This window comes from Streptomyces sp. NPDC002889 (assembly GCF_042888425.1).
GTDB lineage: Bacteria > Actinomycetota > Actinomycetes > Streptomycetales > Streptomycetaceae > Streptomyces.
Window position 1 is genome coordinate 248,698 of record NZ_JBIAPT010000008.1, and the last position, 26,587, is coordinate 275,284.

Annotated in this window: 24 protein-coding genes and 1 pseudogene; 15 read left to right on the plus strand and 10 right to left on the minus strand. The window is 69.2% G+C overall.

The annotated features are described in order from the left end of the window. Positions 1 to 15: 15 nt before the first annotated feature. Together ACFYWI_RS14570 and ACFYWI_RS14575 are read right to left on the minus strand one after the other, a co-directional pair. On the minus strand, positions 16 to 993 hold the full coding sequence (locus ACFYWI_RS14570) for an NAD-dependent epimerase/dehydratase family protein (RefSeq protein ID WP_389230706.1): 978 nt from the start codon (positions 991 to 993) through the stop codon (positions 16 to 18). Then, positions 990 to 2,198 (minus strand): glycosyltransferase, encoded by a 1,209-nt coding sequence (locus tag ACFYWI_RS14575; RefSeq protein WP_389230709.1) that lies wholly within the window; start codon positions 2,196 to 2,198, stop codon positions 990 to 992. Before ACFYWI_RS14575 ends, ACFYWI_RS14570 begins: the two co-directional genes overlap by 4 nt. Before the next feature lie 370 nt (positions 2,199 to 2,568). Between ACFYWI_RS14575 and ACFYWI_RS14580 the strand changes: the two genes are divergently transcribed. Next, positions 2,569 to 3,453 (plus strand): class I SAM-dependent methyltransferase, encoded by an 885-nt coding sequence (locus tag ACFYWI_RS14580; RefSeq protein ID WP_389230712.1) that lies wholly within the window; start codon positions 2,569 to 2,571, stop codon positions 3,451 to 3,453. A 96-nt stretch (positions 3,454 to 3,549) separates the two neighbouring features. On the opposite strand, the gene ACFYWI_RS14585 is transcribed toward ACFYWI_RS14580, so the two are convergent. The 3 genes from ACFYWI_RS14585 to asnB all read right to left on the minus strand — a co-directional run bounded on the left by ACFYWI_RS14585 (position 3,550) and on the right by asnB (position 8,130). Then, complete coding sequence (locus tag ACFYWI_RS14585) at positions 3,550 to 4,749, minus strand: glycosyltransferase (protein ID WP_389230715.1); 1,200 nt, start codon at positions 4,747 to 4,749, stop codon at positions 3,550 to 3,552. A gap of 152 nt (positions 4,750 to 4,901) precedes the next feature. Next, positions 4,902 to 6,218 carry a lipopolysaccharide biosynthesis protein gene (locus ACFYWI_RS14590; RefSeq protein WP_389230718.1) on the minus strand — a complete coding sequence of 439 codons (1,317 nt, stop codon included), beginning with the start codon at positions 6,216 to 6,218 and terminating at the stop codon, positions 4,902 to 4,904. Next, positions 6,211 to 8,130, minus strand: coding sequence for an asparagine synthase (glutamine-hydrolyzing) (gene asnB / locus ACFYWI_RS14595; RefSeq protein WP_389230721.1), 1,920 nt, complete (start codon positions 8,128 to 8,130; stop codon positions 6,211 to 6,213). The genes ACFYWI_RS14590 and asnB overlap by 8 nt, the downstream gene beginning before the upstream one ends. A 291-nt stretch (positions 8,131 to 8,421) precedes the next feature. Between asnB and ACFYWI_RS14600 the strand changes: the two genes are divergently transcribed. The 4 genes from ACFYWI_RS14600 (at position 8,422) to ACFYWI_RS14615 (ending at position 11,658) form a co-directional block, all read left to right on the plus strand. Then, positions 8,422 to 8,748 carry a hypothetical protein gene (locus ACFYWI_RS14600; RefSeq protein ID WP_389230724.1) on the plus strand — a complete coding sequence of 109 codons (327 nt, stop codon included), beginning with the start codon at positions 8,422 to 8,424 and terminating at the stop codon, positions 8,746 to 8,748. A 109-nt stretch (positions 8,749 to 8,857) separates the two neighbouring features. After that, the gene (locus ACFYWI_RS14605) at positions 8,858 to 10,093 is read left to right on the plus strand and encodes a hypothetical protein (RefSeq protein ID WP_389230727.1); all 1,236 of its coding nucleotides are present in this window, start codon (positions 8,858 to 8,860) and stop codon (positions 10,091 to 10,093) included. Positions 10,094 to 10,118: 25 nt separating this feature from the next. After that, positions 10,119 to 11,072 carry a class I SAM-dependent methyltransferase gene (locus tag ACFYWI_RS14610; protein ID WP_389230730.1) on the plus strand — a complete coding sequence of 318 codons (954 nt, stop codon included), beginning with the start codon at positions 10,119 to 10,121 and terminating at the stop codon, positions 11,070 to 11,072. Between the two features lie 22 nt (positions 11,073 to 11,094). Continuing rightward, positions 11,095 to 11,658: a low molecular weight phosphatase family protein gene (locus ACFYWI_RS14615; protein ID WP_389230733.1), complete on the plus strand. Its 564-nt coding sequence runs from the start codon at positions 11,095 to 11,097 to the stop codon at positions 11,656 to 11,658. Positions 11,659 to 11,671: 13 nt separating this feature from the next. Here ACFYWI_RS14615 and ACFYWI_RS14620 read toward each other — a convergent pair whose 3' ends face one another. Continuing rightward, positions 11,672 to 13,531 (minus strand): DUF4012 domain-containing protein, encoded by a 1,860-nt coding sequence (locus tag ACFYWI_RS14620; RefSeq protein ID WP_389230736.1) that lies wholly within the window; start codon positions 13,529 to 13,531, stop codon positions 11,672 to 11,674. Positions 13,532 to 13,541: 10 nt separating this feature from the next. Beyond that, entirely contained in the window at positions 13,542 to 14,426 is an 885-nt protein-coding gene (locus tag ACFYWI_RS14625) for an LPXTG cell wall anchor domain-containing protein (RefSeq protein ID WP_389230739.1), read from the minus strand. Positions 14,427 to 14,714: 288 nt separating this feature from the next. Between ACFYWI_RS14625 and ACFYWI_RS14630 the strand changes: the two are divergent. Both ACFYWI_RS14630 and ACFYWI_RS14635 read left to right on the plus strand, forming a co-directional pair. After that, positions 14,715 to 15,094 (plus strand): annotated as a pseudogene (locus ACFYWI_RS14630) (Hsp20/alpha crystallin family protein). A gap of 72 nt (positions 15,095 to 15,166) precedes the next feature. Continuing rightward, positions 15,167 to 15,562 (plus strand): DUF2267 domain-containing protein, encoded by a 396-nt coding sequence (locus ACFYWI_RS14635; protein WP_389230742.1) that lies wholly within the window; start codon positions 15,167 to 15,169, stop codon positions 15,560 to 15,562. A gap of 53 nt (positions 15,563 to 15,615) precedes the next feature. Here ACFYWI_RS14635 and ACFYWI_RS14640 read toward each other — a convergent pair whose 3' ends face one another. Both ACFYWI_RS14640 and ACFYWI_RS14645 read right to left on the minus strand, forming a co-directional pair. Then, a complete protein-coding gene (locus ACFYWI_RS14640; RefSeq protein WP_389230745.1) occupies positions 15,616 to 16,878 on the minus strand; it encodes a PP2C family protein-serine/threonine phosphatase in 1,263 nt (420 codons plus the stop codon). Positions 16,879 to 17,039: 161 nt separating this feature from the next. Continuing rightward, positions 17,040 to 17,825: a DUF72 domain-containing protein gene (locus tag ACFYWI_RS14645; RefSeq protein ID WP_389230748.1), complete on the minus strand. Its 786-nt coding sequence runs from the start codon at positions 17,823 to 17,825 to the stop codon at positions 17,040 to 17,042. Between the two features lie 202 nt (positions 17,826 to 18,027). Here ACFYWI_RS14645 and ACFYWI_RS14650 point away from each other — a divergent pair, with 202 nt between their 5' ends. From ACFYWI_RS14650 to urtE, 8 genes are all read left to right on the plus strand, one after another. Next, entirely contained in the window at positions 18,028 to 18,831 is an 804-nt protein-coding gene (locus ACFYWI_RS14650) for a hypothetical protein (protein WP_389230751.1), read from the plus strand. Beyond that, positions 18,828 to 19,355, plus strand: a complete 528-nt coding sequence (locus tag ACFYWI_RS14655) for a SixA phosphatase family protein (RefSeq protein WP_389230754.1) — start codon at positions 18,828 to 18,830, stop codon at positions 19,353 to 19,355. The genes ACFYWI_RS14650 and ACFYWI_RS14655 overlap by 4 nt, the downstream gene beginning before the upstream one ends. Before the next feature lie 14 nt (positions 19,356 to 19,369). Next, on the plus strand, positions 19,370 to 20,407 hold the full coding sequence (locus ACFYWI_RS14660) for a M28 family peptidase (RefSeq protein WP_389230757.1): 1,038 nt from the start codon (positions 19,370 to 19,372) through the stop codon (positions 20,405 to 20,407). Positions 20,408 to 20,836: 429 nt separating this feature from the next. Next, positions 20,837 to 22,090, plus strand: coding sequence for an urea ABC transporter substrate-binding protein (gene urtA / locus ACFYWI_RS14665; RefSeq protein ID WP_389230760.1), 1,254 nt, complete (start codon positions 20,837 to 20,839; stop codon positions 22,088 to 22,090). An 89-nt stretch (positions 22,091 to 22,179) separates the two neighbouring features. Then, positions 22,180 to 23,067 carry an urea ABC transporter permease subunit UrtB gene (gene urtB, locus ACFYWI_RS14670; protein WP_389230763.1) on the plus strand — a complete coding sequence of 296 codons (888 nt, stop codon included), beginning with the start codon at positions 22,180 to 22,182 and terminating at the stop codon, positions 23,065 to 23,067. Further along, positions 23,064 to 24,158, plus strand: a complete 1,095-nt coding sequence (gene urtC / locus ACFYWI_RS14675) for an urea ABC transporter permease subunit UrtC (RefSeq protein ID WP_389230767.1) — start codon at positions 23,064 to 23,066, stop codon at positions 24,156 to 24,158. Before urtB ends, urtC begins: the two co-directional genes overlap by 4 nt. Further along, entirely contained in the window at positions 24,155 to 24,967 is an 813-nt protein-coding gene (gene urtD, locus ACFYWI_RS14680; protein ID WP_389230770.1) for an urea ABC transporter ATP-binding protein UrtD, read from the plus strand. The genes urtC and urtD overlap by 4 nt, the downstream gene beginning before the upstream one ends. Then, entirely contained in the window at positions 24,967 to 25,659 is a 693-nt protein-coding gene (gene urtE / locus ACFYWI_RS14685; protein ID WP_389230773.1) for an urea ABC transporter ATP-binding subunit UrtE, read from the plus strand. Before urtD ends, urtE begins: the two co-directional genes overlap by 1 nt. Before the next feature lie 80 nt (positions 25,660 to 25,739). Here the strand turns inward: urtE and ribA are convergent, their stop codons facing one another. Beyond that, the gene (gene ribA / locus ACFYWI_RS14690; RefSeq protein ID WP_389230776.1) at positions 25,740 to 26,396 is read right to left on the minus strand and encodes a GTP cyclohydrolase II; all 657 of its coding nucleotides are present in this window, start codon (positions 26,394 to 26,396) and stop codon (positions 25,740 to 25,742) included. Positions 26,397 to 26,587: the final 191 nt, after the last annotated feature.

Sequence of the window (26,587 nt, forward strand, 5' to 3'; positions counted from 1 at the left end):
CCCTCAATTCCGCCGTCAGCCCACCTTCACCGTGAGCGACTGGGCCGGCGGCAGTGCCGCATACTCGGGCAGGGTACGGAACCAGCGCACCGTCTCGGCCAGTCCACGCGGCAGCGGCACTTGGGCGACATCGGGGAAGAGCTTGCGCAGCAGACCATCCGCGGCCTGGGAGTGGCGGACGTCTCCCGCTCTGGGCTCCTCGTGCCGGATGTCGGCCGGCGATCCGACGATCTCCGCGATCTGCTGGGCGAGATCGGTGAGCGGCACCCGCGTGCCGAAGGCCAGGTTCACCGGACCGGGATACGCGACCTCGTGCAGCACCGCGTCGGCCAGCACTCTGACGACGGTTCCGACGTAGGTGAAGTCCCGCGTCTGCAGTCCGTCGCCGAAAATCCTCACGGGCTCACCGCGCAGCAGAGCGTCGATGAAGGCCGGGATCACCGCGGCGTAGGCGTGGCCGGCCGACTGCAGGGGCCCGTAGACGTTGAAGAAGCGAAACGCCAGGACACGGAGGTCGAACGAGGCGCCGTAGGCGAGGACATAGGACTCGGTGGCGAGCTTGCTCGCCGCGTAGGGACTCAGCGGCCGGGTCGGCAGCTCCTCGTGCTTCGGAAGGACGGGAACGGCACCGTAGACCGAGGAGGACGAGGCGGCGACCACCGGGACGCGTTTGCGCCTGCATGCCTCGAGTACGTTCACCGTCCCGGTCGCGTTGACGTGATGACTGGCGACCGGGTCCGCCAGGGAACGCGGTACGGACGGGCGGGCTGCGAGATGGACGACGGCATCCACTGCGGCCACGACGCTCTCGAGGAGGTCGGGGTCGAGAATGCTGCCTTCGACCAGCTCCGCGTCGACTCCCGCCAGATTGGCTGCGGAACCTGTGCTCAGGTCGTCCAGGGCGACGACCTTGCCCACAGTCGGACGCGACGTGAGTTCTTGGCAGAGGTTGGCGCCGATGAAGCCGGCGCCTCCGGTAACAAGGACGTTCAACAGGTCTCACCTTTCGGACGGGGGGCGGTCCACCAGCCGCGGGCGACGGCGATGGAGGTGTAGAGATCCTGCGTGTCGGCCACCAGACGTTCCTCGCCGAAGCGCTCGGCGGTGAACGTACGCGCTCGTGCCCCCATCGCCCGGCGCAGTTCCCCGTCGCGCAGAAGAGTCACCGTGTGGCGGGCGAGTTCACCGGACGACGGCCTTGCGAGGAGTCCCGTCGCTTGGTGCTGCACGACCTCCGCGACGCTGCCGACGTCGGTGGCCACCGCCGGCAGCCCCGCCAGGCCGGCCTCGATCAGACTGACGGGCATGCCTTCGTTGTCCGAGGTCAGCAACACCAGGTCCGCTGCCGCGTACACCGTCTCCACGTCCGCGCGCCAGCCCAGCAGATGGAGGCAGTCACCGAGTTCGCCGACTGCCTGAGGATCCGGCTGGAAGTCGCCCGCTCCACACACGGCGAAATGTGCTGCGGGCACGGCGCGGCGCACTTCGCGGGCCACGGCGAGAAAACGGTCGGGTCGCTTGATTCCGGTAATGCGTCCCACATAGGCGACGACGGGACAGCCCTGCGGGAGTCCGAGAATTCGACGGGCTTCCGCGGGCTCCGGTGCGGTCGCAAGCCTGGTGCCGGGCGGCACGACCGTGTATTGGTCAGCCTTTCCGATACCGGCGGCGACGAGGTCGTCCCGCACCCGGCTGCCCACGGCGACCAGACGATCGGTGAGGGCTGCCAGCCGGCGTTCGGTCTGCACCACGACGCGAGTCTTCGCCGGGGAGAAATAGCCGTGCAGAAGATGGCCGTGAAAGGTGTGCACCCGCGAGGGGACACGCGCCAGTACGGCAGCCGCCCGCCCCAGTGCGCCCGCTTTCGCCGTGTGCGTGTGGACGATATGGGGCCGGAAACGGCGCATGGCCGCCGCCAGTTCGAGCAGGCAGCGCACGTCATCGGTGGGCCGCACGGCCCGTCCGAGACCGGCGATCCGATGGACCGGCAGGTCGGGCGCCCGCTGATCGAGATAATCCGCCTCACCCGGGCCCACAAGTCCGGCAATCAGGTGATGGTCGAATCGCTCGGGATCCAGGCCCCGCAAGAGGGCCGAGACCTGGACGGCCGGACCACCGATATTCATTCGCGTGATGACCCTCATCACGCGAAGGCGCGGGATGCCGAAACCGGTGGTTCGGTACGTGGCGGTCGACATGTGCCAGATATTAGGCCGGGCGCACTCCGGTATCTGTCAAGGGCGCGAAGTATGTGTCCGCCGCTTCCGGAAACCCCTCGGGTTTCGAGAGGCCGTGAAAGGGTCGTCGGCAGCCCGGTATTCGGTCGATTCTTGTGTCCCTCACCGCAGCGTCGAGGCATATTTCGGCGGCTGTCTGATATACCCGCTGACATACCCGCGTCCGTACGCACGTTTCCTCTCGGGTTTCGATCACGTCGCGTGGCCGGAGAGCTGTTCCCGTGACGGCTTCGTATGTCGCCCCACCGCCCGACCGCTCAGCAGGACCGGGTGGAGCACAGGGGGCTGCGGCGACCGCGGTACATGCTCCCAGGAGGAAGGAGACCATGAGGTGATCGACTGCACCAGCGAGGTGGAGCAGGGCAAGCGCTTCGCCTTCGGCCGCAACTGGCAGGAGTTCAGCCGGCTGGTCGACGAGGACCGTATCGCTGCCGCGCGGGAGTCCATCGTGACGGCCCTTGGAACCCGCGACCTCACGGGGCGCTCGTTCTTGGACATCGGCTGCGGCAGCGGGCTGTTCTCGCTCGCCGCGCACCAACTCGGCGCGAAGGTGCACTCCTTCGACTACGACTCCGACGCGGTGGTGACCACGAGACAGCTCCGCAACCGGTACGCGCCGGACAGCGACTGGCGGGTGGAGCACGGTTCGGTGCTGGACCCTTCCCTGATTTCCCGCCTCGGCCGGTTCGACATCGTCTACTCCTGGGGGGTGCTGCACCACACGGGCGCCCTGTGGGAAGCATTGGACAACGCCTGCGGGCTGGTCGCTCCCGGCGGGCTGCTGTATGTGTCGATCTACAACGACCAGGGACTGCGCAGCCGTGCGTGGAGACAGGTGAAGCGCACCTACAACTCCTCGGGCCCCGCGCTGCGGAGCCTGCTGGTCACCGGCAGCCGGATGTATCTGCACACCCCAGGCCGCGCGCTGGCCTTGCTGAAGCAGGCCCGGACGGGGAGACGTCCGGCCGGCGGCAAAGGACGGCGTGCTCGCGGTATGTCCGCGCAGTACGACCTCATCGACTGGGTCGGTGGCTACCCCTTCGAAGTCGCCGCTCCGGAAGAGGTGTTCCGCGTGGGCCGGCGCCATGGGATGGAACTGCGTCATCTCAAGACCTGCGGAGGGGGCCTGGGCTGCAACGAGTACGTCTTCGCGTCGGTCGCCGACCAGGGCAGCACGGACACTTCACGCAAGGCGCACAGCGCGACGGCGGCCTGACCGTCCTTGCCGCCCGAGGCGGCCGCGCTCGTTCCGCGGCCGTCGGGCCGTCCGCCGTCGGGGTTGTGCCGGCTCCCGGCGGCCGGCCCTCCCGTGCTAGCTGGCGCGGCCGCCCTCCAGCAACGTCCTGTACAGGGTGATGTGCCGCTCCACCATGGTGTCCGCACTCAGGTGCTCAAGAGCCCACTCCCGGGCGGCCTTCCCCAGGAGGGCGGCGGCGGCGCGGTCGGTGAGCATCCGGTGCAGGCCCTGCGCCAGGGCTTGGGGGTCGGCCGGGGGCACCAGCACCCCCCGGTCGCACAGCAGTTCAGGGGTTCCGCCCACCGCGGTGGCCACCACGGGCCGACCGATCGCCATGGCCTCCATGACCGCGTTGCTCAGGCCCTCCTCCAGTGAGGGCAGTACGACGACGTCCGCGCGGGCCAGGAACGCGCCCACGTCGGTGCGATGGCCCAGAAGGCGTACGTCGATACCCAGCCGGTCGGCCTGGCGTTGCAGATGGGGCCGCTGCGGACCGTCGCCGATCAGTACGAGGGTGCAGGGCCGGCCCCACTGCCGCAGCCGGCCGACCGCGTCCAGCAGGTACTGGTGGCCCTTGTAGGCACGCAGATTGGCCACGCACACCACCACGGGCAGGTCCGTGGCGAGGTCAGCCGGTGCGACCGCCCGGAAATCCCGTTCCTCCATGCCGTTGTGGATGACGGCGATCTTGTTCCGCGGCAGACCTTCCTGGCGCAGGGCGTCCTCGGCCACGGCATGCGCGTTCGCCACGACGAAGTCGGTCATACCGGTGGCGACCCGCTCGACGGCCAGCAGTCCGCGTCGCCCCTCCTTGAACGTGCCCAGACTGCGCCGCCCGGCCACGCACACCGGAATCCGTGCCAGTCGGGCCGCGGGAGCCGCCGCGACGTAGCAGTGGAACAAGTAGGCGTGGAAGACCTGCGGCCGCGTTCGTCTCAGGTGTGTCATGAGTCGACCGAGCGCCCTCATGGCGGCCGCGGTGTCCTTGAGAGAGCCCCGGAGATCGATCCATGGCCGGGTGAGTCCCCGGTATCCCAGGCTGACGATCCTCACCCCGGAACCGGACAGCTCTGCTTCACGCGGACCTCGTTCGGACAGCAGGAGCAGCGTGGTCTCAATGCCCCGGTCGACCAGACCTCGGGCCAGCATCACCACTTGTTTCTCCGCGCCTCCCAGCCCCAGCTGACCGATCATCAGGCACACCCGGGACAGTTCGACGTCACCGGCGGCGTTCCGGGGGATCGGTACAGCCCTGGTGTCGCGGCGTCCAGTCACTGACATCAGCTCCATCCAGCCAGCAATGCACGGCAACAGCGTGCTTTCCTTGTCGCCCAGGCTCTCAGTACCTTTTGTTCTGATATCAACCGCGACGCACCGTCGTCCGGGTGATGGGCCGCCGGAGGTTGTCGGCGGACCGGGGCGGACAGCTATCCGGGTGGCAGGGACGCCGCGGCATGCTTGCCCGGCACGCATCGACGCGCCGTGGCGAGGAACGTGAGCAGGTCCGCGGTCCCAGGGAGCAGGTTCCTGGCCCGGATGCCTGTCACCCTGGTGAACAGGCGCGTCTGAAGGGCGGCCAGGAGCAGGTAGGCCAGCGAGGAGGCGAGCGCACATCCGGCAGCGCCCCACAGGGGAATCAGCAGCACGTTGAGTGCGATGTTGACGGCCAGGGCGATCACGGACGGCACGACGACCAGCTTCGCGCGGCGCAACCGCAGCAGGTAGGCGCTCGGCAGGCGACTCGCCCCCAGCGCCATCACGCCGGGCGCCAGCAGCATCACCAGCGGTACCGCATCCGTGTACGCCGGCCCGTACACGACGGCAACGAGCACCGGCGCGGACAGCGTCAGCACCAGGGCCGAGGCCACGGCCAGCAGGACCGCGTACCGGGTGATCCGTACCGTGACGTCGGCGGATTCGGTGTCGCTGGAGGCGAACTGCCGTTTGAGCATGACCTGCGAGAGGACATCCGCCAGCAGCCGGCTGTACGCGGCGAGGCCGACAGCCAGTGAATAGATGCCCACCTCCCGCGCGCCGGTGAACGCGCTGAGCAAGTAGATGTCCGCGTACATCAGAAGAAACACCGACGCGGGTCCCAGGTGGTACCGGACGCCGGTGACCACCGTCGTGCGCGCCAGCTCCAGGTCCCTGCGGCGCCCGACGGTCACCCCGAAGGCGGTGGACACCAGCAGCGGGACGCCTCCGGCGCCCACCCAGACGATCAGCCCCGTCAGGACGTTCAGCCGCTCACCGGCCGCCAGGACGGCCACCGCGGCACACTGGCCGATCGCGGCGGCCAGCATCGACCAGTTCGCCACCTCCACGCGACCCCGCAGCAGCGCGATGTTGGCCGCGTAGTTCGACGCGATGCCCAGGGGAACGCCCAGGCAGGCCACCATCACCAGGTGACCGCCCGGCAGGTCCAGGGTTTCGGGGCCGATCACGGCCACCAGGGCCGTGGCCGCCAGCCCGCTGAGCGTCCCGAGCACGACGGCGAGCGGTACACAGTTGCCGACGAGCGCCTCGCGGCGTCCGGCGTCCGTCCACAGCGCACTCTGCGCCTGCTCGCCCGACAGGTGCCCCAGCATCGTGGCGGTCGTGGCGACGGTGACCGCCATGTAGTAGACCCCGCGGCCCTCGGGTTCCAGCGACCGGGCGATGACTGCGCTGGTGAACACGGACATCACCAGGCACGCGGCCCGGCTGCCCAGTATGCCGAGCGCTTGCCGCGCGGTGTCAGCCACGGTACCCCTGGGCGGTTGCGGGAGCCGCGGTCGCGGTGTCACAGGACGACTCGGCGCATGTGCGGTGCCACAGCTCGAACTGCAGGAGCGACCACAGCCGAGTGGAGCGGTCGCGCCCCTCGTCGTGGTCCTGCAGCAGTCCTCGCACGACCTCCGGTCTGAACAGCCCACGCGAGCGCGCGGTGTGGTCGGTCAGCAGATCGTGGGCGAGCGGCCGCAGCTCGCACCGAAGCCAGTCCGCCAGCGGCACCCCGAAGCCGGCTTTGGGCCGGTGGAGCAGTTCGGACGGCAGCCACGGAGCCATCGCCTTCTTCAGCAGCGCCTTGGTCACCTGGCCATCGACCTTCCACCGACCGGGCAGGCCGGCGGCCCACTCCATCAGATGGTGGTCCAGGAACGGAGAACGGGCCTCGAGCGAGTGGGCCATGGTGGTGATGTCCACCTTCACCAGCAGGTCGCCCGGCAGGTAGGTGTTGACGTCGACGTCCATCAACCGGTTGACGTCCTCGTCGGCGCGGGAGGTGTCGAACGCCTGCCCGACCAACTCATAGCTGTCGACGCCGGCCACCTGCTCCTGCATCGCCTCGGTGTACAGGGCCTCCTTGCCCTCGCTGGTGAAGTAGGACATGAGGCTGGCGTAGCGGTGCTGTGGTGTCTCGCCCAGCAGCCTCAACCCCCGGCCGACCCTCCGTACCCGGGGCCCGGACCTCCCCTGTGCCAGCGCGGATCCGATACGGCTCAGCACGCCGCGCAGCGGGTCCGGGGCCTGCATCCGTCCCACTCTCTTCATGTACGCGTAGCGTCGGTAGCCACCGAAACACTCGTCTCCCCCGTCGCCGTTGAGCACCACCGTCACGTGCCGTCGGCTCAGTTCAGCCACGAAGAACGAGGGAATGGCCGAGGAGTCGGCGAACGGTTCGTCGAAGTGCCGGGTCACCGTGGGCAGAACCTCCAGTGCGGACGAGCCGGCCACCACGAACTCGTGATGGTCGGTTCCGTAGCGGCGAGCCACGGTCGCCGCGTAGGACCGCTCGTCGTACCGCTGGTCGTCGAATCCGATGCAGAAGGTCTTCACGGGCTGATCGCTGAGCCGAGCCATGGCGGCAACCACCGCGGAGGAGTCGATTCCACCGGAAAGGAACGCTCCCAGCGGACGCTCGCTGACCATGCGGACCCGAGTGGCATCCAGCAGCAACTGCCGCACCTGGGCGGACGCCTCCCGCTCGCTGTGCACGCGCCGAGGGGTGAAGTCCAGCTTCCAGTAGCGCCGAAGCCGTACGTTTCCCTGATCCCACACGAGAAGGTGCCCCGGAGGCAGCTTGGCGATGCCTCGGTAGATGGACCACGGAGCCGGCACGTACTGGTAGGTCAGATAGTGGTGCAGCGCGACCGGGTCGAGCTCCCGGGGCACCGACGGATCCGCCACCAGAGCCTTCAGCTCCGACGCGAACGACAGCGAGGTGCCGGCCTGCCGGTAGTACAGCGGCTTCTTGCCCACCCGGTCGCGTGCGAGCAGCAACCGGCGTCGTGCGGCGTCCCAGATCGCGAAGGCGAACATGCCCCGCAGATGCCCGACCAGGTCCTCGCCGTGCTCCTCGTACAGATGGACCAGCACTTCGGTGTCGCTGTTGGTGGTGAAGCGGTGTCCGCGCCCGACCAGCCGCTCCCGCAGCTCCGCGAAGTTGTAGATCTCCCCGTTGAAGACCGCCGCGACGGTGCCGTCCTCGTTGTAGACCGGCTGGTCTCCTCCGGCCACATCGATGATGGCGAGCCGGCGCATTCCCAGCGCCGCGTGGGCGTCGGTGTGGAAGCCCTCCCCGTCGGGCCCCCGATGGGCGATGAGGCGGCACATCATGCGTACGTGTTCGGGATCGGGAGGGCTGGTCGACACGATTCCGGCTACACCGCACATAATTGCTCTCCCTACATGATGCGCCGTCAGGCGGCCGGTCCGGCGGTATGGCCGACGCCGGCTGCCGGTGCACCGCTTCGCGGGCTGGCCCCCAAAGTCTGATACATACCACACAGATAGGGACATTTCGACGGATCGCCTCTCGCAACAGCGGTCCTCCTCTTCGGGGGACATCGCCGTGTGCTCTGATCCGGTGACCTCTCCCGCCCGGCACGGTCAGCGTCGCGGTCGGGTCCGAACGGCGGGTTATGGTCACCGAATTCCGAACGGTGGCTGCCCATGGGAGCTGACATGGCGATCGACGCCCCTGAAATGCCCGGCAATCAGGCAGGGGCTTCGGTATGCCGAGACATTCCGCACCGCCCCTTGGTGGGCTTTCACCTGGCGGGCTGGGGATGGCTTTCGGCTGTGGAACAGGTCGGCATGTTCGTGGCGCAGGCCGAGTTCGTGGAACGTGAATTCGTCCTGGCGACACGGAACGTCAGCCGGTCATCGGGAGATCTCGCTCCTGTAATCTCATCGCCCTTGGTCGAGTCGCTGAACCGGGGATTCCGTACCCGGGTCGTGCTCGCACGCAAGGGGTGGGCCAAGTCCCCGTGGCCGGTATGCGCTACCTGAACAGATCGAAAGAGGCCGGTTCACCATGCGCGCAGTGAATGTGCTCAGGACACCAACCGGTGCTCGTTCCCCCACCCTTGACAGCCCGCGCAGTTCACTCTGGGATGCCGTGGCGGTATTCACCGTGGCGGCGGTTCTCCACGTCGGCGTTGTCCTGGTCGTTCATACGCAGACCAATGGCTACGCACTCTTTCCCGATGCCCAGGGATACGAATCGACCAGCGCCAGACTCGCGGCGGCCTGGCGCAACGAAGGCCCGTTCGAGACGCGAAATCTGTCAGGGCTGGTCGGTTCGTCGGTGTGGGGTTACCCGGTGATCATGGCGCTGGGCAGAGTCATGACCGGCGGCGGGTGGCTTGCCGCCAAGACGGTCCTGGCTCTTCTCGCGGCCACCGGTGCGGTCGCGGCGCATGGACTCGCCCTCGTCTCGGCGCGCGGCCGCAAACGCGCACTCGTCGTGGGGCTGATGGTGGGTGCGAGTCCGTCCCTCCTGCTGTGGGACGCCTGGGGTCTCAAGGACGGCCTGATCGTCGCCCTCGTCCTGTGGGCATTGCTCGTACAGACGCGGGCGCGCTTCTCGATCGCGTGCGTCAGCACGATGCTGGGCATCTACGCCTGTCTGTATCTGAGACCTGCGGCAGCCCTTTTTCTCGCGCTCGCCCTGCTCACCCGGGTGAGACTCCGCCGCGAGTACCTTGCGGGTTCCCTGATCGTCGTAGGGGCCGCCGCTCTCTTCATTCTTCCTCGCCTGATGACACTGCTCGGTCTTGTGGAGAGTCTGGAGGTGCACGACGGGATCCGTCTCGGCTTCACCGGCGGATACGGCTCGAAGAATGTGCTCAACCACCCGCAGTACCTGGTGGCCCTGCTGCTCGGACCGTTCCCCTGGGCGTTCGGGCCGGAGACCGCGGTCCCGGGGCGCTGGCTCTATATCGGCACAGTTGTGTGGATCGCCTGCCTTGCTCTTGCTCCCACCGTGCTGCGCCGGGCATGGGCGGACACCCATGGGGTCGGCCGTGCCGCCGTCCTCGGATCGGCGGCGTACGCCGCGGCTTACATCGCAACGTTCGGCGGCTCCTTCTACCGGCAGCGTTCCCTCCTGGAATGCGTTCTGATCATTCTGGTCGTGCTGTACCTCCCGCTTTCCCCCGCCGCAGCCATGATGCGGATCCATGTGTGGCTTGCATTCATTGCCGTCGTGGCCGTCGTACACAGTCCGTATCTCACGCCGACGATATGGAGCAAGTTGCTGGCTGTCGGCGTGATCGGTCTGGCTGTCGTTCTGACACTCGTGTGCGGCCACCGGTGGGGTACCGTACGTCGATTCCGTGACCGCCGGACGTAGACACGCCTCCCGAAAGGAATGCCCGGTGCCGGATTCATCGTCGAATCCCTGCCCTCTCTGCGGTGCGTCATCCGCAGCTACGCTTTCTCGCATCCAACTCGCCGACGTCTGGCGGGCATACGCGGAGCAGTGGGCCACCTCCTTCTCGTCCGATGTCGTCGCGAAGTACGGGGACGGCCCCGTCACGCTGCGCCGCTGCGGCGGTTGTGGGCTCGACTGGTTCGCCCCGGCGCTCGAGGGCGATTCCGCCTTCTACTCCCAGCTCTTCACCGGCGGGATCACGTACGAGGCATGGCGGTGGGAGTTCGATCAGGCCGCGCGGCGGATCGCGGACGGCGCGCGGGTGGTCGAAGTGGGCTCGGGCGAAGGGGCCTTCCTCCGTTCCGTACTTCCGCGGTGCACCACCGTCGAGGCGCTCGAGAAGAACCCTGACGCAGCGGACCTGCTGCGGGCGGCCGGCATCAAGGTGAGCGAGGACGATGTCCGCGACGATGCCCGGGCCCGTCCCGGCCGGGCGGACGTCGTCTGCGCTTTCCAGGTCCTGGAACATGTGGCGGACGTACGCGGCTTTCTCTCCGCGCTGGCGGCGATCGTGGTGCCCGGCGGTGAGATCCTCGTCTCCGTGCCGAACCGTGAGCGGTTCCGCGAGGGGATGGAACCGAACGACTGCCCCCCGCACCATCTCTCCCGATGGGGCCCTGGGCAGTTCAGGGCTGTGGCCGGAATCCTCGGACTCGACCTCGTCCTCGTCGACTACCAGGTGCCTCCTCTGTCGCACGCCAGAGCGTCACGCCACCGGTCTGTCCGGACGGCGCTGCGCCCGGTGACCGGTCCATGGGTGGCGCAGTGGGCGGCCCGCGCGACGGCCCGGCTGCGTATGCCGGAACGCCGTTATGCGCGCCTGGCCGCCGAAGGCCGCTTCGCGTCGCGGGGCGAGTACGGACACACCATGTTCGCGGTGCTCCGTCGTCGTGCGTGACGTCGTGATCCACCCCCCGACCGTGCGTGAACCGTTTCGTGTGCTCGTCGTCTGCACCGGCAACGTGCACCGCTCGCCACTGGCGGAACGCCTGCTGACCTTCCGACTGGCTTCGGCTTCAGGAAGATTCCAGGTGTCGAGTGCGGGTACCGCCGCGGCGAACGGCACGCCGATGGACCCCGTCGCCGCAACCCTGCTCACCGAGATGGGCGGGGAACCCTCCGGAGCCGCGGCCCGAAGGCTGACCGCAGGCCTCGTCAACGGCGCGGCACTGGTTCTCGGTGCCGCGACGGAACACCGAGAGGCAGCGGTACGGCTCAGTCCGGTCCATGGCCTCGGACATGCCTTCACGCTGCGGGAGTTCGCCCGGCTGCTCCACAAGGATGATGCCGCTGGTCTGACCGACCCGACCGAGCGGGCCGTGGCCCTGACCGCAGGAGCCGCGACCCGTCGGGGAGCGGGCGCCGCGGAAGCGTGGGACGACGACCTGGTCGACCCGTACGGCGCATCCGAAGAAGAGGCGAGGGCGTGCGCCGCCCGTATCGCGGAAGCGGTGGAACGGATCGTCGCCGTGGTGCTGGACTGACCAGGGTCCGGGCTCAGTCTCTGTGGCACTGCGGGGACGGGTGCACTGTTGCCCGTAGTGGGCGTGGCAGTCGCTGGTGCAACACGGTGGGTGCGTGATCGGCCGCGGGCTCCAGCAGGTCCAGCATCACCGTGCGGCTGCGGCCCGCAGGTACCTCGACATCCAGCGTGTACACGGGATGTCCGCGCTCGGCGCCCGACGACAGGAGAACCGGCCGACCGTCGACGCTCGCCTTGATCAGACTCGCCCCCGCGGTCGCGTAGTAGGAGACCAGCAGGCGGTTGTCACCCTCGCGCGTCGCATAGGGCGGCTTGTCCAGGCGGTCGGTGACGTAGGGCGGAAGTCCTTGGGACGGTGCCCGGTTGGCGAGGACCGCCTTGACGGTGACCTCGCGGCCGGCGGAGCTGCATCGACCCGGATACCAGTCCAGGGTCCGGTCGAGGTAGTAGTCCAGCTTGGTGCCGGCGGCATTGTTGACCACCAGTCCGGCGTAGGGCTCCGGGGTCCGCGGCAACGAGCCGCCGACCGGGCGGGATGCCAGCTCCCGCTGCTCGTCCGGGTGGGCGCTCCAGGCGTTCATCGAGCCGTTGCCCAGCACCTCGTACAGGCCGGCGAGCAGTGCGGGCCGCAGTCGGGGGTCGTCGGCGGCGGTCAGCAGCCGCCCGGCGGCGGCGTGGGCGACGTCCAGCAGGAAAGCCTTGCGCTCAAGCGCGTCCGGGTACGACATGTAGTTGGTGCGCTCGCTGAGATCCACCACGTTGTCCGCGCCGACGACTGTGCCGTCGCTCGTGCGCGCCGGCCCGGAAGCCGCGAGCATCCGGGCGAGTACGCCCGGGTCCAGGGTGAGTACGCCGTCGACCCGCTCGCCGCTCTTGTCGAGCCAGGCGGCCGACCAGATGCGCGCGGCGTAGGGGAAGTGCGGGCTCAGATTGGAGTTGGGCCAGGTGTTCACGGCGTCGTTGTGCTCGTACATGGCGGCGAACTCGGCACCGAGGTCGACCCCGGGTCGAGTGCCCAGCATCGCGGTGTCGTGTCCGAAGTGCGTCAGCGAGAGCGTGCCTCTGTCGGCCTTCAGCACGGCATGCGCACCGGGCATTCCACCGGTTCCCCGCGCCTCCGCGGGATTCTGGAACACCACGAAGTAACGCCGTGGACCGTCCGCCCCCAGCATCGGCGGCAGGAGGCGGGCTCCGGTGGCGGCGTCCTTCGCCAAGGGCGCCATCCGGTCCAGTGCGGCCAGGAGTTGGACTCGGACCCGGTCCACGGAGGGCAGCCAGGTACGGCGGGGCAGGCCTCGGACCTGCGTGCGCGTTGCGGCCACCTGGCGTGAGGCCTGCTCGAGAGCGGGGACGGCCCTGCGCAGCTCGGAGAGGTTCAGGTGCCTGCCGTCGGTGCCCGCGTCGTCGGTGAGGCTGTCGGCGGCACCGACAACGGCAGGCAGCACGTCGCCGGTCAGCCGGTCGGCGGCCTCGGCCGTGCCCCGGACGGTCTCGAGAGGGCCACCGAGGGTGGGCAGATACGCGGCCACGGACCATGCGGGGCCGGTGGTGAGCTGATGCGCCCGGGCGGCGTGCGCCCCGGCGGAACGGACCGCTGCTTCGATGCGGGCCCTGCGGTCCGTGGTCCCCTTTGCCGTCGCGCCCGGCGAAGAGGGCGCCGTCACGGTGCTCCGCACGGTCTCCAGGTCGCTTCGGGCCGCGAGCAGCTCGGCGCGGGCGTAGAGGCCCGTGACCAGCACCCAGCCCGAACCGGCGAGGAGAAGGCCTGCCACCGCCCACATCACCGGCCTGGCGCGACGGTGGTTCCGTCGTACCAGGCCGGTGAAGGAGGACAGAACCGCACTGTCCCGGAGTTTGTGGAAGGTCCACACCATCTTTGGTCTCTCAGCCGCGTTCGGCGTCGGTACGCCGACGCCGGGCGATCACCAGCGACCCTCCACCGAGAAGCACCAGACCACCTGCCGCTGCGAGCAGCGCGACCGTTGCGTCCGAGGAGCCGGTGTCCGCGAGCCCCGAGGACCCGTTGCCCTGACCGGAGGATCCGTTGCCGTGGCCGGGGCGGCCGTGGTCGTCGTCGTCACCGTGGCCGGGGCGGCCGTGGTCGTCGTCACCGTCACCGGGGCGGCCGTGGTCGCCGTCACCGTCACCGGGGCGGCCGTGGTCGCCGTCACCGTCACCGGGGCGGCCGTGGTCGCCGTCACCGTCACCGTCACCGTCACCATCGCCGTCACCGGGCACCGTCACCCGGGCGGACAGAATCAGTCCCGACGACTGGCCGACCAGCTGGAAGTCGTAGGCGCCCGGTCGGACGCCCTCGGGGATGATGACCCTTCCGGACACATTGCCGTTGGTGTCGGCGACGTGGTTGGCGAGGAACACGATTTGCCTGGGACCCCCGTCCCCGCTGCCCCCGTCGTCGTCCCCGCCGTTCGTTGTGGGCGGCGTGGACGTGGACGTGGGCGTGGGCGCTGAAAGTGCAACCGGCTGTACGAATGCGGGCGATGTCCTCAGCGCGGTCGTGGACGCGGCGCCGACGGCGCCGGGACCACCCACCGGGAACAGGCGCGCGACAATCTGCTCGAACCCCTGGAAGCCGGTCGCGGTGTGGTTGATGTCATCACCGGGGGGCACGGAAACGTCGTCGATCTGAATAGTGGGAGCCGGCGGATACTGTGCGAACGCCGGTTCGGCGGCCACGAGCGGAACAGCGGCAATCATGCATGCGGCGGTGGCGGCAAGGGCGACACGCCATCCAGAGCGTCTGGGCATCGGGTTCGGGGCTCCTTCTGAAGGCGCTTGATGAGTGATCGTTCGTTGTTGTCGGAGTGGGCAGAGTCGAGCGACCGGTGCCGGGCAGATGTGCGATGTTTCTGTTTCAGGCCGTGGCCTCGCGGGCGGCCGTGGGCCACAGCGTGAGGGCCAAAATCAAGCAACAGGATCCATAGACCTGCGCCCTTCCGACCAAACAGGCGCACCCTGGTGCTCCACAGGACGGCGCAGTGGATGCACTCATGTGGCCCCTCAGCGCTCGCGACCGCGACCCGGCTCTGGTGAGGCGTGTCGCATCCCTGGTCGAGGCCGTCCCTGATGCCGATGGACGCCTACCGCGAAACGGTGACGAGTACGTGATCGCCCTCGACCTGCCCGGTGTGTCACCTGACGCGATCGACGTCGACGTGGAGCGGAACATACTGACCGTGAAGGCGGAGCGGCGGCCGCTGCCGAAGGGCGACGACGTGCAGACGGAGCTGTCCGAGCGCCCCCTGGGCGTCCTCTCCCGCCACGTCGTGCCGGCCGATACCCTCGATGTGGAGAACATCAGGGCCGATGACGACGCAGGTGTCCTGACCCTGCGCATCCCGATCGCCGAGCGCGCCAAGCCCCGCAAGATCTCCATCAGAGCCGGGGACACCGCGCACGAGCGGATCAGCGGCTGACGGACCCCGCTCGCACGGAGGGGAGTTCCCCCTTCCTTCCCGCCCTCCGAGTCGCCGGAAAGGGGCAGCACGATGCACATGAGATGGGAGGCGTTCCTGGCCGCGGTCCAGGAACGCGGTGAGTACTCCTCGGAAGAGGAAGCGGAACGAGCCGCCCGGGTCGTCCTCGCACTGCTGGGCGCGCACCTGGTGGGCGAGGAGAGAGCCGAGCTGGCCGCCCGGCTGCCGGAGACATACGCCCTGATCCTGCTCAACCCGCTGCAGGCCGCCGAGCCACTCAACCCCGAGCGGTTCGTACGGGCCACCGCGGCATGGATCGAGGGAGCCACCGAAGGGACGGCCAAGTGGGACACCGGCGCCGTGCTCAGTGTGGTGGCCGACGCCGCGGGTGAAGACCTTGTGCGACGCGTCCTGCTTCAGCTTCCCCCGGGCTACGACCTGCTGTTCGGCCATCCCCACGCGACATGACCCGTACGGCGGCCCGGATCCTCCTCGCATTCTCCGAGGGGGCGCGACCGTGCTCACGCATCGGCCGGCAGGCCGGTCGTCCCGGTCGCGGCGGGCTCGTCACGGGGGTGCCACTCCGCCAGGAGGATCGTGGCGTCGTCGTCCAGACGGCCGTGCTGGTGCTCGAGGATCGTATGGATCAGCCGGCGCAGGGCCTCGGGAGCCTTCTCGCCGGCCGCCGTGGCGCGCACGATGTGATCGGTCAGGCGCTGCTCTCCGAAGTAGTCACCGTCGGGGGAGTGCGCCTCGGTGACACCGTCGGTGTGGATCAGCACGCGGTCGCCCGGCTCCAGTTGTGCGGTGTGCACGGTACGTCGGATTCCGGCGTGCTGGTGCCCGAGACCCAGCGGCAGCTCGGACGGGCGCTGGAGCGCGCCGCTGATCACGTGCTGGCCGCGGATCAGCAGGGGTGGTGGATGCCCGCAGTTGATCCAGGTGAGCTGTCCGCAGTCGAGGTCGAGGTCGGCGAAGACCGCGGTGAGCAGCCGGTCCGGGATCCACCGCACGAGTGCCTCGTCGACGGTGGCCGCGATGCCGTCCAGGCCCTCTCCGGCCCGGCGGGCGTGGCGGCAGCCGGCGATCGCGACGGCGGAGGACAGCCCGGAGGCCAGGTCGTGCCCCATGGCATCGACCACGGCCAGATGAAGGTGGCCGTCCCGCAGACTGTGGTCGAAGGCGTCCCCGCCGATCTCGTACGCCGGCTCGAGCACCGCGCTCGAGGTCACGCGGTTGGTGCCGAGTGTGCGAGGCGGCAGAAACGCCCACACCATTTCGGCGGCCAGGCTCATCGGCCGGCTGCGCGCGGTCTGCACGATGATGTCGCTGTACTCCGTCTTGGAGATCACGGCCAGGGCGCTGAGGTCCGCCAGCGCCCTGCAGCGCTTCAGGAGAGTGGTGTCCAGATAGTCGGACACGACCTCGAGGACACCCATGCGCTCGATGCCGTCGACGAGCGGCAGCCAGAGCGTCAATGACTTTTCCGACTGGCTCAGCCGCATCGACACCGTGCGGTACGCCCAGCCGGCCAGGGTGCCGTCCACGGCCAGGGCCCCCTCCACGCCGGAGCCGAGCCGCCCTGTCCGCTCGTGCTCGCTCCCGGGCGAGGCCAGGGGCACGAGCAGATGCTGCTGGACGTCCGCGAGGAAGATCCGGGCGCGACGCAGTCCCACTTCCCTGGCGGCCCGCTCGACGAGGTCCGGCAGATGGCCGGGATCCGTGTGATGGGTCTGTTCGAGCAGTGCGGCCAAGAGGGATCCGAACTCGGCGTCCTCCACCATGCACCACCATGCCTCCGCATGCGTCGGGCCCGCCCGCGCGGTCCACCCTCCGTTTCTCAGTATGCGTTCACCGGGCGACGCGCACGTGTCGAGCTCGGCCGTGGACATGTCGCTGCCCGCGGCCGGCAGGGCCCCTCCCGCGGTCGGGGCGCGGTACGGGCTCAGGCCATGGGCTGCCACCCCCGCGCCGGAGGTGTACGGCTCACCGTCCGGCCCAACGCGGTCGCTGCCTGTGCGAACTTGGCGGCGTCCACCACGGCCGCGCCACCCGCATCGTTGTTGAAGTACACATACACATCGTTGTCGTCCGGCCAGGTGTCGGCGATGCGCCTGGCCCAGGACTTCAACGCCTGGCGGCCGTAGCGCGGCTGCGGCTCGGCGATGCCGGCGTGGAACCGCATGTATCCCCATGACGCGGTGCGCCACAGTGGCGTCACCGGGCGGGACCCGCGGTCGGCCCAGCACAGGGCACTGGCATGCGCCTCCAGCACTGCCCTCAGCTCCCGCTCCACCTTCCACCACGAGGGGTGGCGGAGTTCGACGGCCACCCGGACCGTGCCGGGAAAGCAACTCAGGCAGGCGTTCAGAGCGTCGACGTCCTCCTGGAAGTTGGGGGGCAGTTGCAGCAGGACGGGCCCCAGCCGGTCGCCGAGGCCCTCGGCGCGGTCCATCAGCCGCCGCACCGGCTCCTCGGGGTCGCGCAGCCGCTTCAGATGGGTCAGATAGCGGCTGGCCTTGACGGCCATGACGAACCCTTGCGGAGTCCGCTCCTTCCAGGAGACGAAGATCTCCCTGGTGGGAAGCCTGTAGAAGGCGTTGTTGTTCTCCACAGTGGCGAAATGCCGGGCGTATTCCTCCAGCCACAGCCGCTGTGCCCGCTTGGGTGGATAGAGAACGTTGCGCCAGTCCTTGTACTGCCATCCCGAGGTTCCGACGAGCATGGGCATGGTCGGATCCCTGCCCTGGCCGCACGGGACGTATCGCCCCATTTCAGCGAACATCCCTCCTCCGGCACCCACCCGCGAGGGTGTGGCCGGCCCGCTTCCCGGCGCTCGCACGACCGGCTCGCGACGCGCCGCATCCCGCAACACCGGAGTCCTGACCGGATCCTCCCTCCTGCCGGACGTTCCCCGGGCTAGCCTCCGCACCATGCTGTCCATCGCCGACACCCGCACCGGCCGCCTCGTGGAGATCCCCTCCGCGAACCGCCACCTGCTGCGCATCAGCGTCCATGTGCCGGTCATCGACACCGGGATCACCCCGGCGTACCTGCGCGCACCGCTGGTCGGTGACGTACTGGCGCGCACGGCTGAGCTGCACGGTCTGCAGGCCCTCACGCTCCTCACCGCACCGGAGCTGCCGCAGGAGCGGGTCCAGGCGCTCGAGCGGGCCATGGCCGCGCTCGGCATTCATCCGCCCGCCGCCGTCGGTGCCTACGATCAACAGGAGGCACTCGGCTCTCCGGCCGACGTCCACGTGCTGGCTCATGGAACGGACACCGATGCCGCCGACGGGGCCCGGATCGACGTGGGCCGGGTCAGCACGGAACCCGCGGACGAGGGCGCCCAACCTCTCCTGGAGGAACGCGGCCCTGAGGGAGCCGATCCGCTGGCTGTGAGGATGCTGTTGCTCGGTCATGACCACCGCACACCGGTCGAGGCCACTCGCGCCGCGCTCGCCGAGGCGTGGCAGGAATTGCGGCAGTGGCGCCGACTGGTGTCCTCCTGGGCGCAGGAGCCGTCCCGGCCGATCCCCGCCGACCTGCTGAAACAGGCTCATGCCGCGCTCGCCGACAATCTCGGCGTCCCCGCCGTCCTGGACATGCTGCGCAGCGTGGTCGGCCGCGCCGACATGCCGGCCGGTGCCAAGTTCGAGACGTTCGCCCATCTCGACCGTGTCCTCGGGCTGGATCTCGCGCGCGAGGTCGGCCGCCCGCACCCGGAGGTGTCATGAGCGCGGAGGACTCCCGGCGCCTGGTCGTCCTGCGGCACGCCAAGTCCGCCTGGCCCGACGGTGTGGCCGACCACGAGCGGCCACTTGCCCCGCGCGGCCGCCGTGACGCCCCGGCAGCCGGACGCCGGCTGCGCGAAACGGACTGTCTTCCGGACCTCGTCGTGTGCTCCACCGCGCGCCGTACCCGCGGGACGTGGGACCTCGTCTCGGAAGAACTCGGCACCGCCGCGCAGGTGGTCCACGACGAACGCCTCTACGGGGCGAGCGCAGCGGAGTTGCTCGGCGTCGTACGGGAAACCCCCGCGCACGTAAGGACGTTGTTGCTGATCGGGCACAACCCCGGCGTGCAGGACCTCGTACTGACCCTTGCCGGCCGGGCGGAGGGCCACGCGCTGGAGCGGACGCGTACGAAGTTCCCGACGTGCGCCATCGCCGTGCTGCGTGTGCCGGGCCCCTGGTCCGGCCTCGAACCGGGCGCCGCCCGGCTGACCGAGATGGTCGTGCCCCGTGGCACGAAACCCTGAAAGGGCCGCCCGTCATGGACCTCGGCCCCGATGTGCCGGCGCTCGTACAGGAACTGACCCGGCGGGCCGACCCGCTGCGTCTGCGGCATGACGTGGAACACCTCGCCGACCGACCGCGCAGCCGGACGCGCGCCCCCGAGGCCATGCTGCGCGCCGAGGCCCATGTGACGAGGGAACTGGCCGCCGCGGGCTGGCTGACCGAGCGGCAGCCGTTCGACGTGCGGTGGCGACTGGGCTGTACCGACCGGCACGGCAACCGGGCGCTCCCGCTCAAACTCCGCCTGCACCGGCGGCTGACCGGCGCCAATCTCCTGGCCCGGCTGCCGGCCGGTGACGACCGCCCCACCGTGGTCGTCGGAGCGCACCTGGACACCGTCGACGGCAGCCCCGGTGCCGACGACAACGCCTCCGGAGTCGCCGCGCTGCTGGAGATCGCACGTCTCCTCGGCGGGCTGCCCAGGCCGCCCGCGGTCACGCTCATGTTCTTCGACATGGAGGAGCTGGGGTTCATCGGCTCCCGGGCCGCGGCCCGGGAACTGCGCCGTACCCGGCAGGTCGCGGGCATGATCTGCCTGGAGTCGGTCGGCTGCTTCCTGACCGGGCCCGGAACCCAGGCGATGCCCGCCGGTTTCCGCTTTGCCTTCCCCGGCGCTGCCGCCGCGGTGCGCTCGGCCGGGCAGCGGGGCGACTTCACCCTCGTGGTCCACCGGCGCTCGACGCAGGCGGCGGCCCACCTCTGGCGCCGGGCAGCGGGTGCCGCGGAGCCTGCGCTGCCCGCCGTCACCGTGCGCGACCCGCGTCCGGACGGTGTGCTGGGCTCCCTCGCAGGCCTCGTTGCGCCGCCGGTGAACCATCTCGGCCGCAGCGACCACGCGGCTTTCTGGAACGTGGGGATTCCGGCCCTGATGCTCACCGGTACGGCGAACTTCCGGAACCGCAACTACCACCGGCCGACCGACACCCCGGACACGCTCGACTACGAGCGTCTGGCGGCGGTCGCTGTCGCGACCGCCGCCACCGCCGCGTGCTGGCCCGTCGGCCGAGCCGGCTGACTCGACGTCTGCGCACGCGCGGCGCCGTTCAGCGGGAAGGAACAGCGGGAACACCGTCGAGGGGGTACACCGGCCCGACGAGCAGCGCGTCCATCAGTCCGTCGGCACCCGCGCGCGCCAACGAGGTCCGTCTCGCCCGCAGTTGGCGGGTGCACCGTTGCCCGGGCCGTCGCAGAATTCCCAGCAGCCCCTTTTTCGTCTTTTTGCTTTTCGCGGAGAATTCCGCGTGCATTTAACGAAACCCGCCCTTAAGTGCCGTGAAACGTCCGGGTAACAGCCTACTTCGATGCTGTGGACTGCTCTTCAGCGGCCCGGCCAGGACGAACACCGACGGAAGGCCGGGAACCGCGCCATCGTCGCGGCTGTAGGGCTGAATGCCGCCCCCGTGCGATCTTCCTCATCAAGGGCCCTTTGGGGCAGGAGGTTTCGATGTCAAGAATTCACCGGCGGCGCATGACGGCGGGCATCGCCGCGTTCGCGGCCGCCGTTGTCCTCACCGCGTGCGGAGCCAAGACCGGCGAAGCCGGTTCCGACGGCGGCGGCGTGACGGCCGACACCTCGGGTGACACCGTCAAGGTCGGCCTGCTCAACTCACTGTCCGGCACCATGGCCATCAGTGAAGTGACCGTACGCGACTCCCTCAAACTGGCCATCGACGAGATCAATGCCTCCGGCGGCGTCCTCGGCAAGAAGATCGAGCCGGTCAGCGAGGACGGCGCCTCCGACTGGCCGACGTTCGCGGAGAAGGCATCGAAGCTGATCGAGGAGGATCGGGTCGTGGCCACCTTCGGCTGCTGGACCTCCGCCAGCCGCAAGGCCGTCAAGCCGGTCTTCGAGAAGAACAAGTCCCTGCTGTTCTACCCGGTTCAGTACGAGGGCCTGGAGCAGTCGCCGTACATCTTCTACACCGGAGCCACGACGAACCAGCAGATCGTGCCCGCCCTGGACTACCTCAAGAAGCAGGGCAGGAAGTCCCTCTATCTCGTCGGCAGCGACTACGTCTTCCCGCGCACCGCGAACAAGATAATCAAGGCCTATGCCGAGGCCAACGGGATGAAGGTGCTCGGTGAGGACTACGCGCCGTTGGGCTCCACCGAGTTCTCGACGATCGCCAACAAGGTGAAGGCGTCCAAGGCCGACGCGGTCTTCAACACCCTCAACGGCGACAGCAACGTGGCTTTCTTCAAGGAGTACAAGTCCGCCGGTCTCACCGCGAGCGGCATGCCTGTCGTCTCTGTCTCGATCGCCGAGGAAGAGGTCAAGAGCATCGGCGCGCAGTACCTGGCCGGTCAGTTGACGGCCTGGAACTACTACCAGACCACCGACGGCGCGGCGAACACGAAGTTCGTCAAGGCGTACAAGGCCAAGTACGGCGCGGACAAGCCGACCAGCGACCCGATGGAGGCCGCGTACACCTCGGTCCACCTGTGGAAGGCGATGGTCGAGAAGGCCAAGTCCTTCGACGTCGCCAAGGTCAAGGCGGCTGCCGCCGCCGGTGACATCACCTACGGCGCGCCCGAGGGTGAGGTCACGGTCGACGGCGACAACCAGCACATCTTCAAGACCGCCCGGATCGGGAAGATCGGGGACGACGGGCTGATCACCGAGGTCTGGAACTCCGGCAAGCCGATCGAGCCCGACCCGTACCTCAAGGGCTACGACTGGGCGGCCTCACTGTCCTGACCCCACCTCTTCATCACCCGGCCGGGCGGGGCAGACCATGCCCCGCCCGGCACACCTGCGCCCGTCCCCGACCACTCGGAGACCGCCTCATGACGGTGATCCTCAGCCAGCTCTTCACCGGCGTCAGCATCGGTGCCGTGCTGCTGCTCATCGCGCTCGGCCTGTCCCTCACCTTCGGCCAGATGAACGTCATCAACATGGCCCACGGCGAGTTCATCATGGCCGGCGCCTACACCACCTATGTCCTTCAACAGACCATCACCGGCGCCGGCGTCTCACTGCTCGTCGCACTGCCGGTCGCCTTCGCCGTCGCCGGATCGATGGGGGTACTGCTGGAGTACGTACTCATCCGGCGGCTGTACGCCAGACCGCTGGACACCCTGCTGGTGACATGGGGCGTGTCGCTGATGCTGCAGCAGCTCGCCCGGGACATCTTCGGCGCCCCCAACGTCCAGACCCGGGCCCCCGACCTGCTCACCGGCAACATTCATCTCGCCGAAGGGCTGAGTCTGGCCAACAGCCGGCTGTTCATCCTGGCCCTGGCGATCGCCGCGATCGCCGCCCTCACCCTCGTACTGAAGCTGACTCCGCTGGGCCGGCGGATCCGGGCCGTGGTGCAGAACCGCGACCTGGCCGAGGTGTCCGGGATCGCCACCGCACGCGTCGACCGAATGACCTTCTTCATCGGGTCCGGTCTCGCCGGGGTCGCGGGCGTCGCCCTCACCCTCGTCGGTCCGATCGGGCCGACCATGGGCACCAACGTCATCATCGACGCGTTCCTGGTCGTCGTGGTCGGCGGCATCGGGCAGGTCAAGGGCGCCGTGATCACCGCGTTCGTCCTCGGCGGGCTGCAGTCGGTGCTGGAGTACTCCACCACCGTCAGCGTCGCCAAGGTGCTCGTCCTCGTCGCCATCGTCGCGTTCCTGCAGTGGCGTCCCCAAGGCCTGTACACCCTGCGCATCCGGAGCCTCGCATGACACTTCCGACGCGTCCGCCGTCGCGCCTGCGTGCCCCCGGGGGCTTCGCCCTGGGCGCCGTGCTGCTGTTCGCCGTAGCGCCGCTGGTCCTGTCGGACTTCCGGCTCGGTCTGCTCGCCAAGTACCTGTGCATGGCCATCGTCGCGGTGGGCATCGCCCTGGCCTGGGGACGGGGCGGTCTGCTCACCCTCGGGCAGGGCGTCTTCTTCGGTCTCGGCGGATACGCCATGGCGATGCACCTCAAGCTCGCCGACGCCGGCCCCGGCAACCTCCCCGACTTCATGCTGCTCTACGGGACCTCCGACGAACTGCCGTGGTGGTGGCGGCCGTTCGAGAACCCGGTCTTCGCGCTCGCTGCCACCGTGCTGCTGCCGATGGGCGTGGCGGCGCTGCTGGGCACGCTCATCTTCCGCCGCCGGGTCAAAGGCGCGTACTTCGCGATCCTCAGCCAGGCGCTGGCCGCCGCATTCGCGATCTGGCTGATCGGCCAGCAGGCCACCACCGGCGGTACCAACGGGCTCACCGACATCCAGGGCTTCTTCGGCTACCAGCTCAGCGACCCGGTCAACCAGCGGATGGTGTACTTCGTCATCGCGGGCGCTCTGCTGCTGCTCATGGCCCTGGCCCGGCAGCTCGTCCAGAGCCGCTACGGCGAACTCCTCGTCGCCGTAAGGGACTCCGAGGAGCGGGTCCGCTTTCTCGGTTACGACCCGGCGAACGTCAAGCTCGTGGCGTATGTCGTCGCGGCAGGCATGGCGGGTCTGGCGGGCGCGCTGTTCGTCCCGGCGGTCGGCATCATCTCGCCCGCCCTGATCGGCATCGTGCCGTCGATCGAGTTCGTGATCGGCGCTGCCGTCGGCGGCCGGGCGAGTCTGGTCGGCGCCGCGCTCGGGGCCATCGCGGTGGTGTGGGCGAAGACCCTCCTGTCGGAGGAGTTCCCGGCGGCATGGACGTATCTGCAGGGCCTGCTGTTCGTGGTGGCGGTGGCCTTCCTGCCGGGCGGGCTGGCCTCGCTGGCAGGCATGGTGCGGCGTCGCAGGGAACGTACCGCCCCGACCGTTCCCGCGAACCCGAAGGAGGCGACGGCATGAGGGAGAACACTTCCGCGGGAAGCCCACCCGGGCTCCGGATACGCGACCTGAGGGTGTCCTTCGACGGCTTCACCGCGGTCGACGGCGTCAGTCTCGACGTACCGCCGGGCGACCTGCGGTTTCTCATCGGACCGAACGGCGCGGGCAAGACCACTCTGGTCGACGCCGTCACCGGGCTGGTGAAGGCGACCGGCTCGGCGCACTTCGCCGGGCAGGAGCTCCTCGGACGGCCCGTGCACCGGATCGCCCGGCTGGGCATCGGGCGTACGTTCCAGACTGCGACCGTCTTCGAGGAACTGACCGTCCTGCAGAACCTCGACATCGCGGCGGGCGCCGGGCGGGGCCCGCTGACACTGCTGCGTCGCCGCAAGGGCATCCCGGAGGAGGTCGAACGGGCACTGGAGACCATCGGGCTGGCCAGGCTGCGGGACCGGCCCGCGGGGATCCTCGCGCACGGCCAGAAGCAGTGGCTGGAGATCGGCATGCTGCTCGTCCAGGACGTGAAGCTGCTGCTCCTCGACGAACCGGTCGCGGGCATGAGCCACGACGAACGTGAGGCCACCGGACGGCTCCTGGAGCTGATCAGCGAGGACCGTACTGTTGTCGTCATCGAGCACGACATGGACTTCATGCGTTCCTTCGCCCGCAGCGTCTGCGTCCTGCATGCGGGCTCGGTGCTCAGCGAAGGCACTGTCGCCCAGGTCCAGGCGGACCCGAAGGTGCAGGAGGTGTACCTCGGGCGCGCGCGCGACGAGGCGACAGGGGTCACCGAGGCGACCGGGGTACCCGCTCAGGCGCAGGAGGCGTGATGCTGGAGATCGACGAGATCACCGTCGGCTACGACCGCAGCCCCGTGCTGCACTCCGTGAGTCTCGCCGTCCCCGACAACGGCGTCGCCGCGGTCATGGGCCACAACGGCGCGGGCAAGAGCACCCTGCTGCGCGCCGCGGTCGGTCTCCTGCGGCCACAGGGCGGAGCCGTTCGCTTCGAGGGTGAGGACATCACGCGTCTGAGCCCGCACGACCGGGTCGGGCGCGGCATGGCGTACGTGCCCCAGGGACAGCAGTGCTTCCCGCACCTGACAGCAGCCGAGAACCTTCAGCTCATCGCGGACGGCCGTCCGCGGGGCAAGGCCGCCGTCGCCGATGCCCTCGACCTCTTCCCCGCCCTGCGTACACTGTCCGGCCGTCGCGCCGGCCTGCTCTCCGGAGGCCAGCGCCAACAACTGGCCATCGCCCGCGCCCTCATCACCGGCCCACGGCTCCTGTTGCTCGACGAGCCGACCGAAGGCATCCAGCCGTCCGTGGTCGCCGAGATCGAGGAGACGATCCTCTCGCTGGCCCGGGACGGCGGTCTTTCGGTGCTCCTGGTCGAGCAGCATATCGGCTTCGCCCTGCGTGCCGCCCAGCGCTACTACGTCCTGGAGGCCGGCCGGGTCACGTCCACGGGCGACGGCGGTGAGCAGTCCGAGCAGGCCGTCCGCGAGGCCCTGAGCGTGTGAATCCGCCGCGTCCCCGGCGCCGCCCCGGCGGGCGGGGACGCGGCTGACACACGAAGGGCACTCGCCGTCGGGGACACGCCTCAGGACGGGTCGGCCGCGGTGTCCAGGTGCGGAAGGTGATGGCCGAAGCGCTCCCGCTTGGTCCGCAGGTAGAAGATGTTCTCCTCGCGGGGTGCTGTCAGCAGTGGGACCTGTTCGGTGATCTCGATGCCGTGCCGCAACAGCGCCGCGCTCTTGAGCGGGTTGTTCGACATCAGCCGTACGGACCGCACACCGAGGTCGTGCAGGATGTCCGCCGCCACGCGGTAGTCGCGGGCGTCGGCCGGGAGCCCGAGCGCGAGATTCGCCTCGACGGTGTCCATGCCCTCCGCCTGGAGCTGCATCGCCCGCAGTTTGGCCAACAGGCCGATCCCACGGCCCTCGTGACCCTGAAGGTAGACAAGAACGCCGCGCCCTTCGCTCACGATGGCGCGCAGAGCCGCGGACAGCTGATCCCCGCACTCGCAGTGCTTGGACCCGAAGGTGTCTCCGGTCAGGCACTCCGAATGAAGACGGGTGAGCACTCCGTCTCCCTCGATGTCGCCGTATACCAACGCCATTTGTTCATCGCCGCGAATGCGGTCCAGGTATCCGACGGCGAGGAAATCACCATGCTCGGTGGACAGTCGGACATTTGCCACGTGTTCGACGCCTGATGAACGAGCGGTGTCGTGGAGTGCGTCATCCGTATCTATCATGGCCAGATCCTATCGGGTAACCTTTGGTGGCGGGATCCCAAAACAACGGGAGGGTGTCAACTGCTCTATTGGTCAATGACGTTCGGAACGCTCGGCGCATGCGACCATTAGGCATGCCGTCGGTCCGCGCGCTTTCGCATTCGGGCCGCCCGGCGGCCACATCTCGTGGGACGAAGGAAGAAGGGGTCGGG

Bases quoted from the DNA above. Each gene is read 5' to 3' on its own strand.
- ACFYWI_RS14620 (WP_389230736.1), bottom strand. From the start codon at position 13,531: ATGGTGTGGACCTTCCACAAACTCCGGGACAGTGCGGTTCTGTCCTCC.
- asnB (WP_389230721.1), bottom strand. From the start codon at position 8,130: ATGTGCGGTGTAGCCGGAATCGTGTCGACCAGCCCTCCCGATCCCGAA.
- ribA (WP_389230776.1), bottom strand. From the start codon at position 26,396: ATGATAGATACGGATGACGCACTCCACGACACCGCTCGTTCATCAGGC.
- urtC (WP_389230767.1), top strand. From the start codon at position 23,064: ATGACACTTCCGACGCGTCCGCCGTCGCGCCTGCGTGCCCCCGGGGGC.
- ACFYWI_RS14640 (WP_389230745.1), bottom strand. From the start codon at position 16,878: ATGGTGGAGGACGCCGAGTTCGGATCCCTCTTGGCCGCACTGCTCGAA.
- urtD (WP_389230770.1), top strand. From the start codon at position 24,155: ATGAGGGAGAACACTTCCGCGGGAAGCCCACCCGGGCTCCGGATACGC.
- ACFYWI_RS14650 (WP_389230751.1), top strand. From the start codon at position 18,028: ATGCTGTCCATCGCCGACACCCGCACCGGCCGCCTCGTGGAGATCCCC.
- urtA (WP_389230760.1), top strand. From the start codon at position 20,837: ATGTCAAGAATTCACCGGCGGCGCATGACGGCGGGCATCGCCGCGTTC.
- ACFYWI_RS14655 (WP_389230754.1), top strand. From the start codon at position 18,828: ATGAGCGCGGAGGACTCCCGGCGCCTGGTCGTCCTGCGGCACGCCAAG.
- ACFYWI_RS14625 (WP_389230739.1), bottom strand. From the start codon at position 14,426: ATGCCCAGACGCTCTGGATGGCGTGTCGCCCTTGCCGCCACCGCCGCA.
- ACFYWI_RS14635 (WP_389230742.1), top strand. From the start codon at position 15,167: ATGCACATGAGATGGGAGGCGTTCCTGGCCGCGGTCCAGGAACGCGGT.
- ACFYWI_RS14600 (WP_389230724.1), top strand. From the start codon at position 8,422: ATGGCGATCGACGCCCCTGAAATGCCCGGCAATCAGGCAGGGGCTTCG.
- ACFYWI_RS14645 (WP_389230748.1), bottom strand. From the start codon at position 17,825: ATGCCCATGCTCGTCGGAACCTCGGGATGGCAGTACAAGGACTGGCGC.
- urtE (WP_389230773.1), top strand. From the start codon at position 24,967: ATGCTGGAGATCGACGAGATCACCGTCGGCTACGACCGCAGCCCCGTG.
- ACFYWI_RS14660 (WP_389230757.1), top strand. From the start codon at position 19,370: ATGGACCTCGGCCCCGATGTGCCGGCGCTCGTACAGGAACTGACCCGG.
- urtB (WP_389230763.1), top strand. From the start codon at position 22,180: ATGACGGTGATCCTCAGCCAGCTCTTCACCGGCGTCAGCATCGGTGCC.
- ACFYWI_RS14575 (WP_389230709.1), bottom strand. From the start codon at position 2,198: ATGTCGACCGCCACGTACCGAACCACCGGTTTCGGCATCCCGCGCCTT.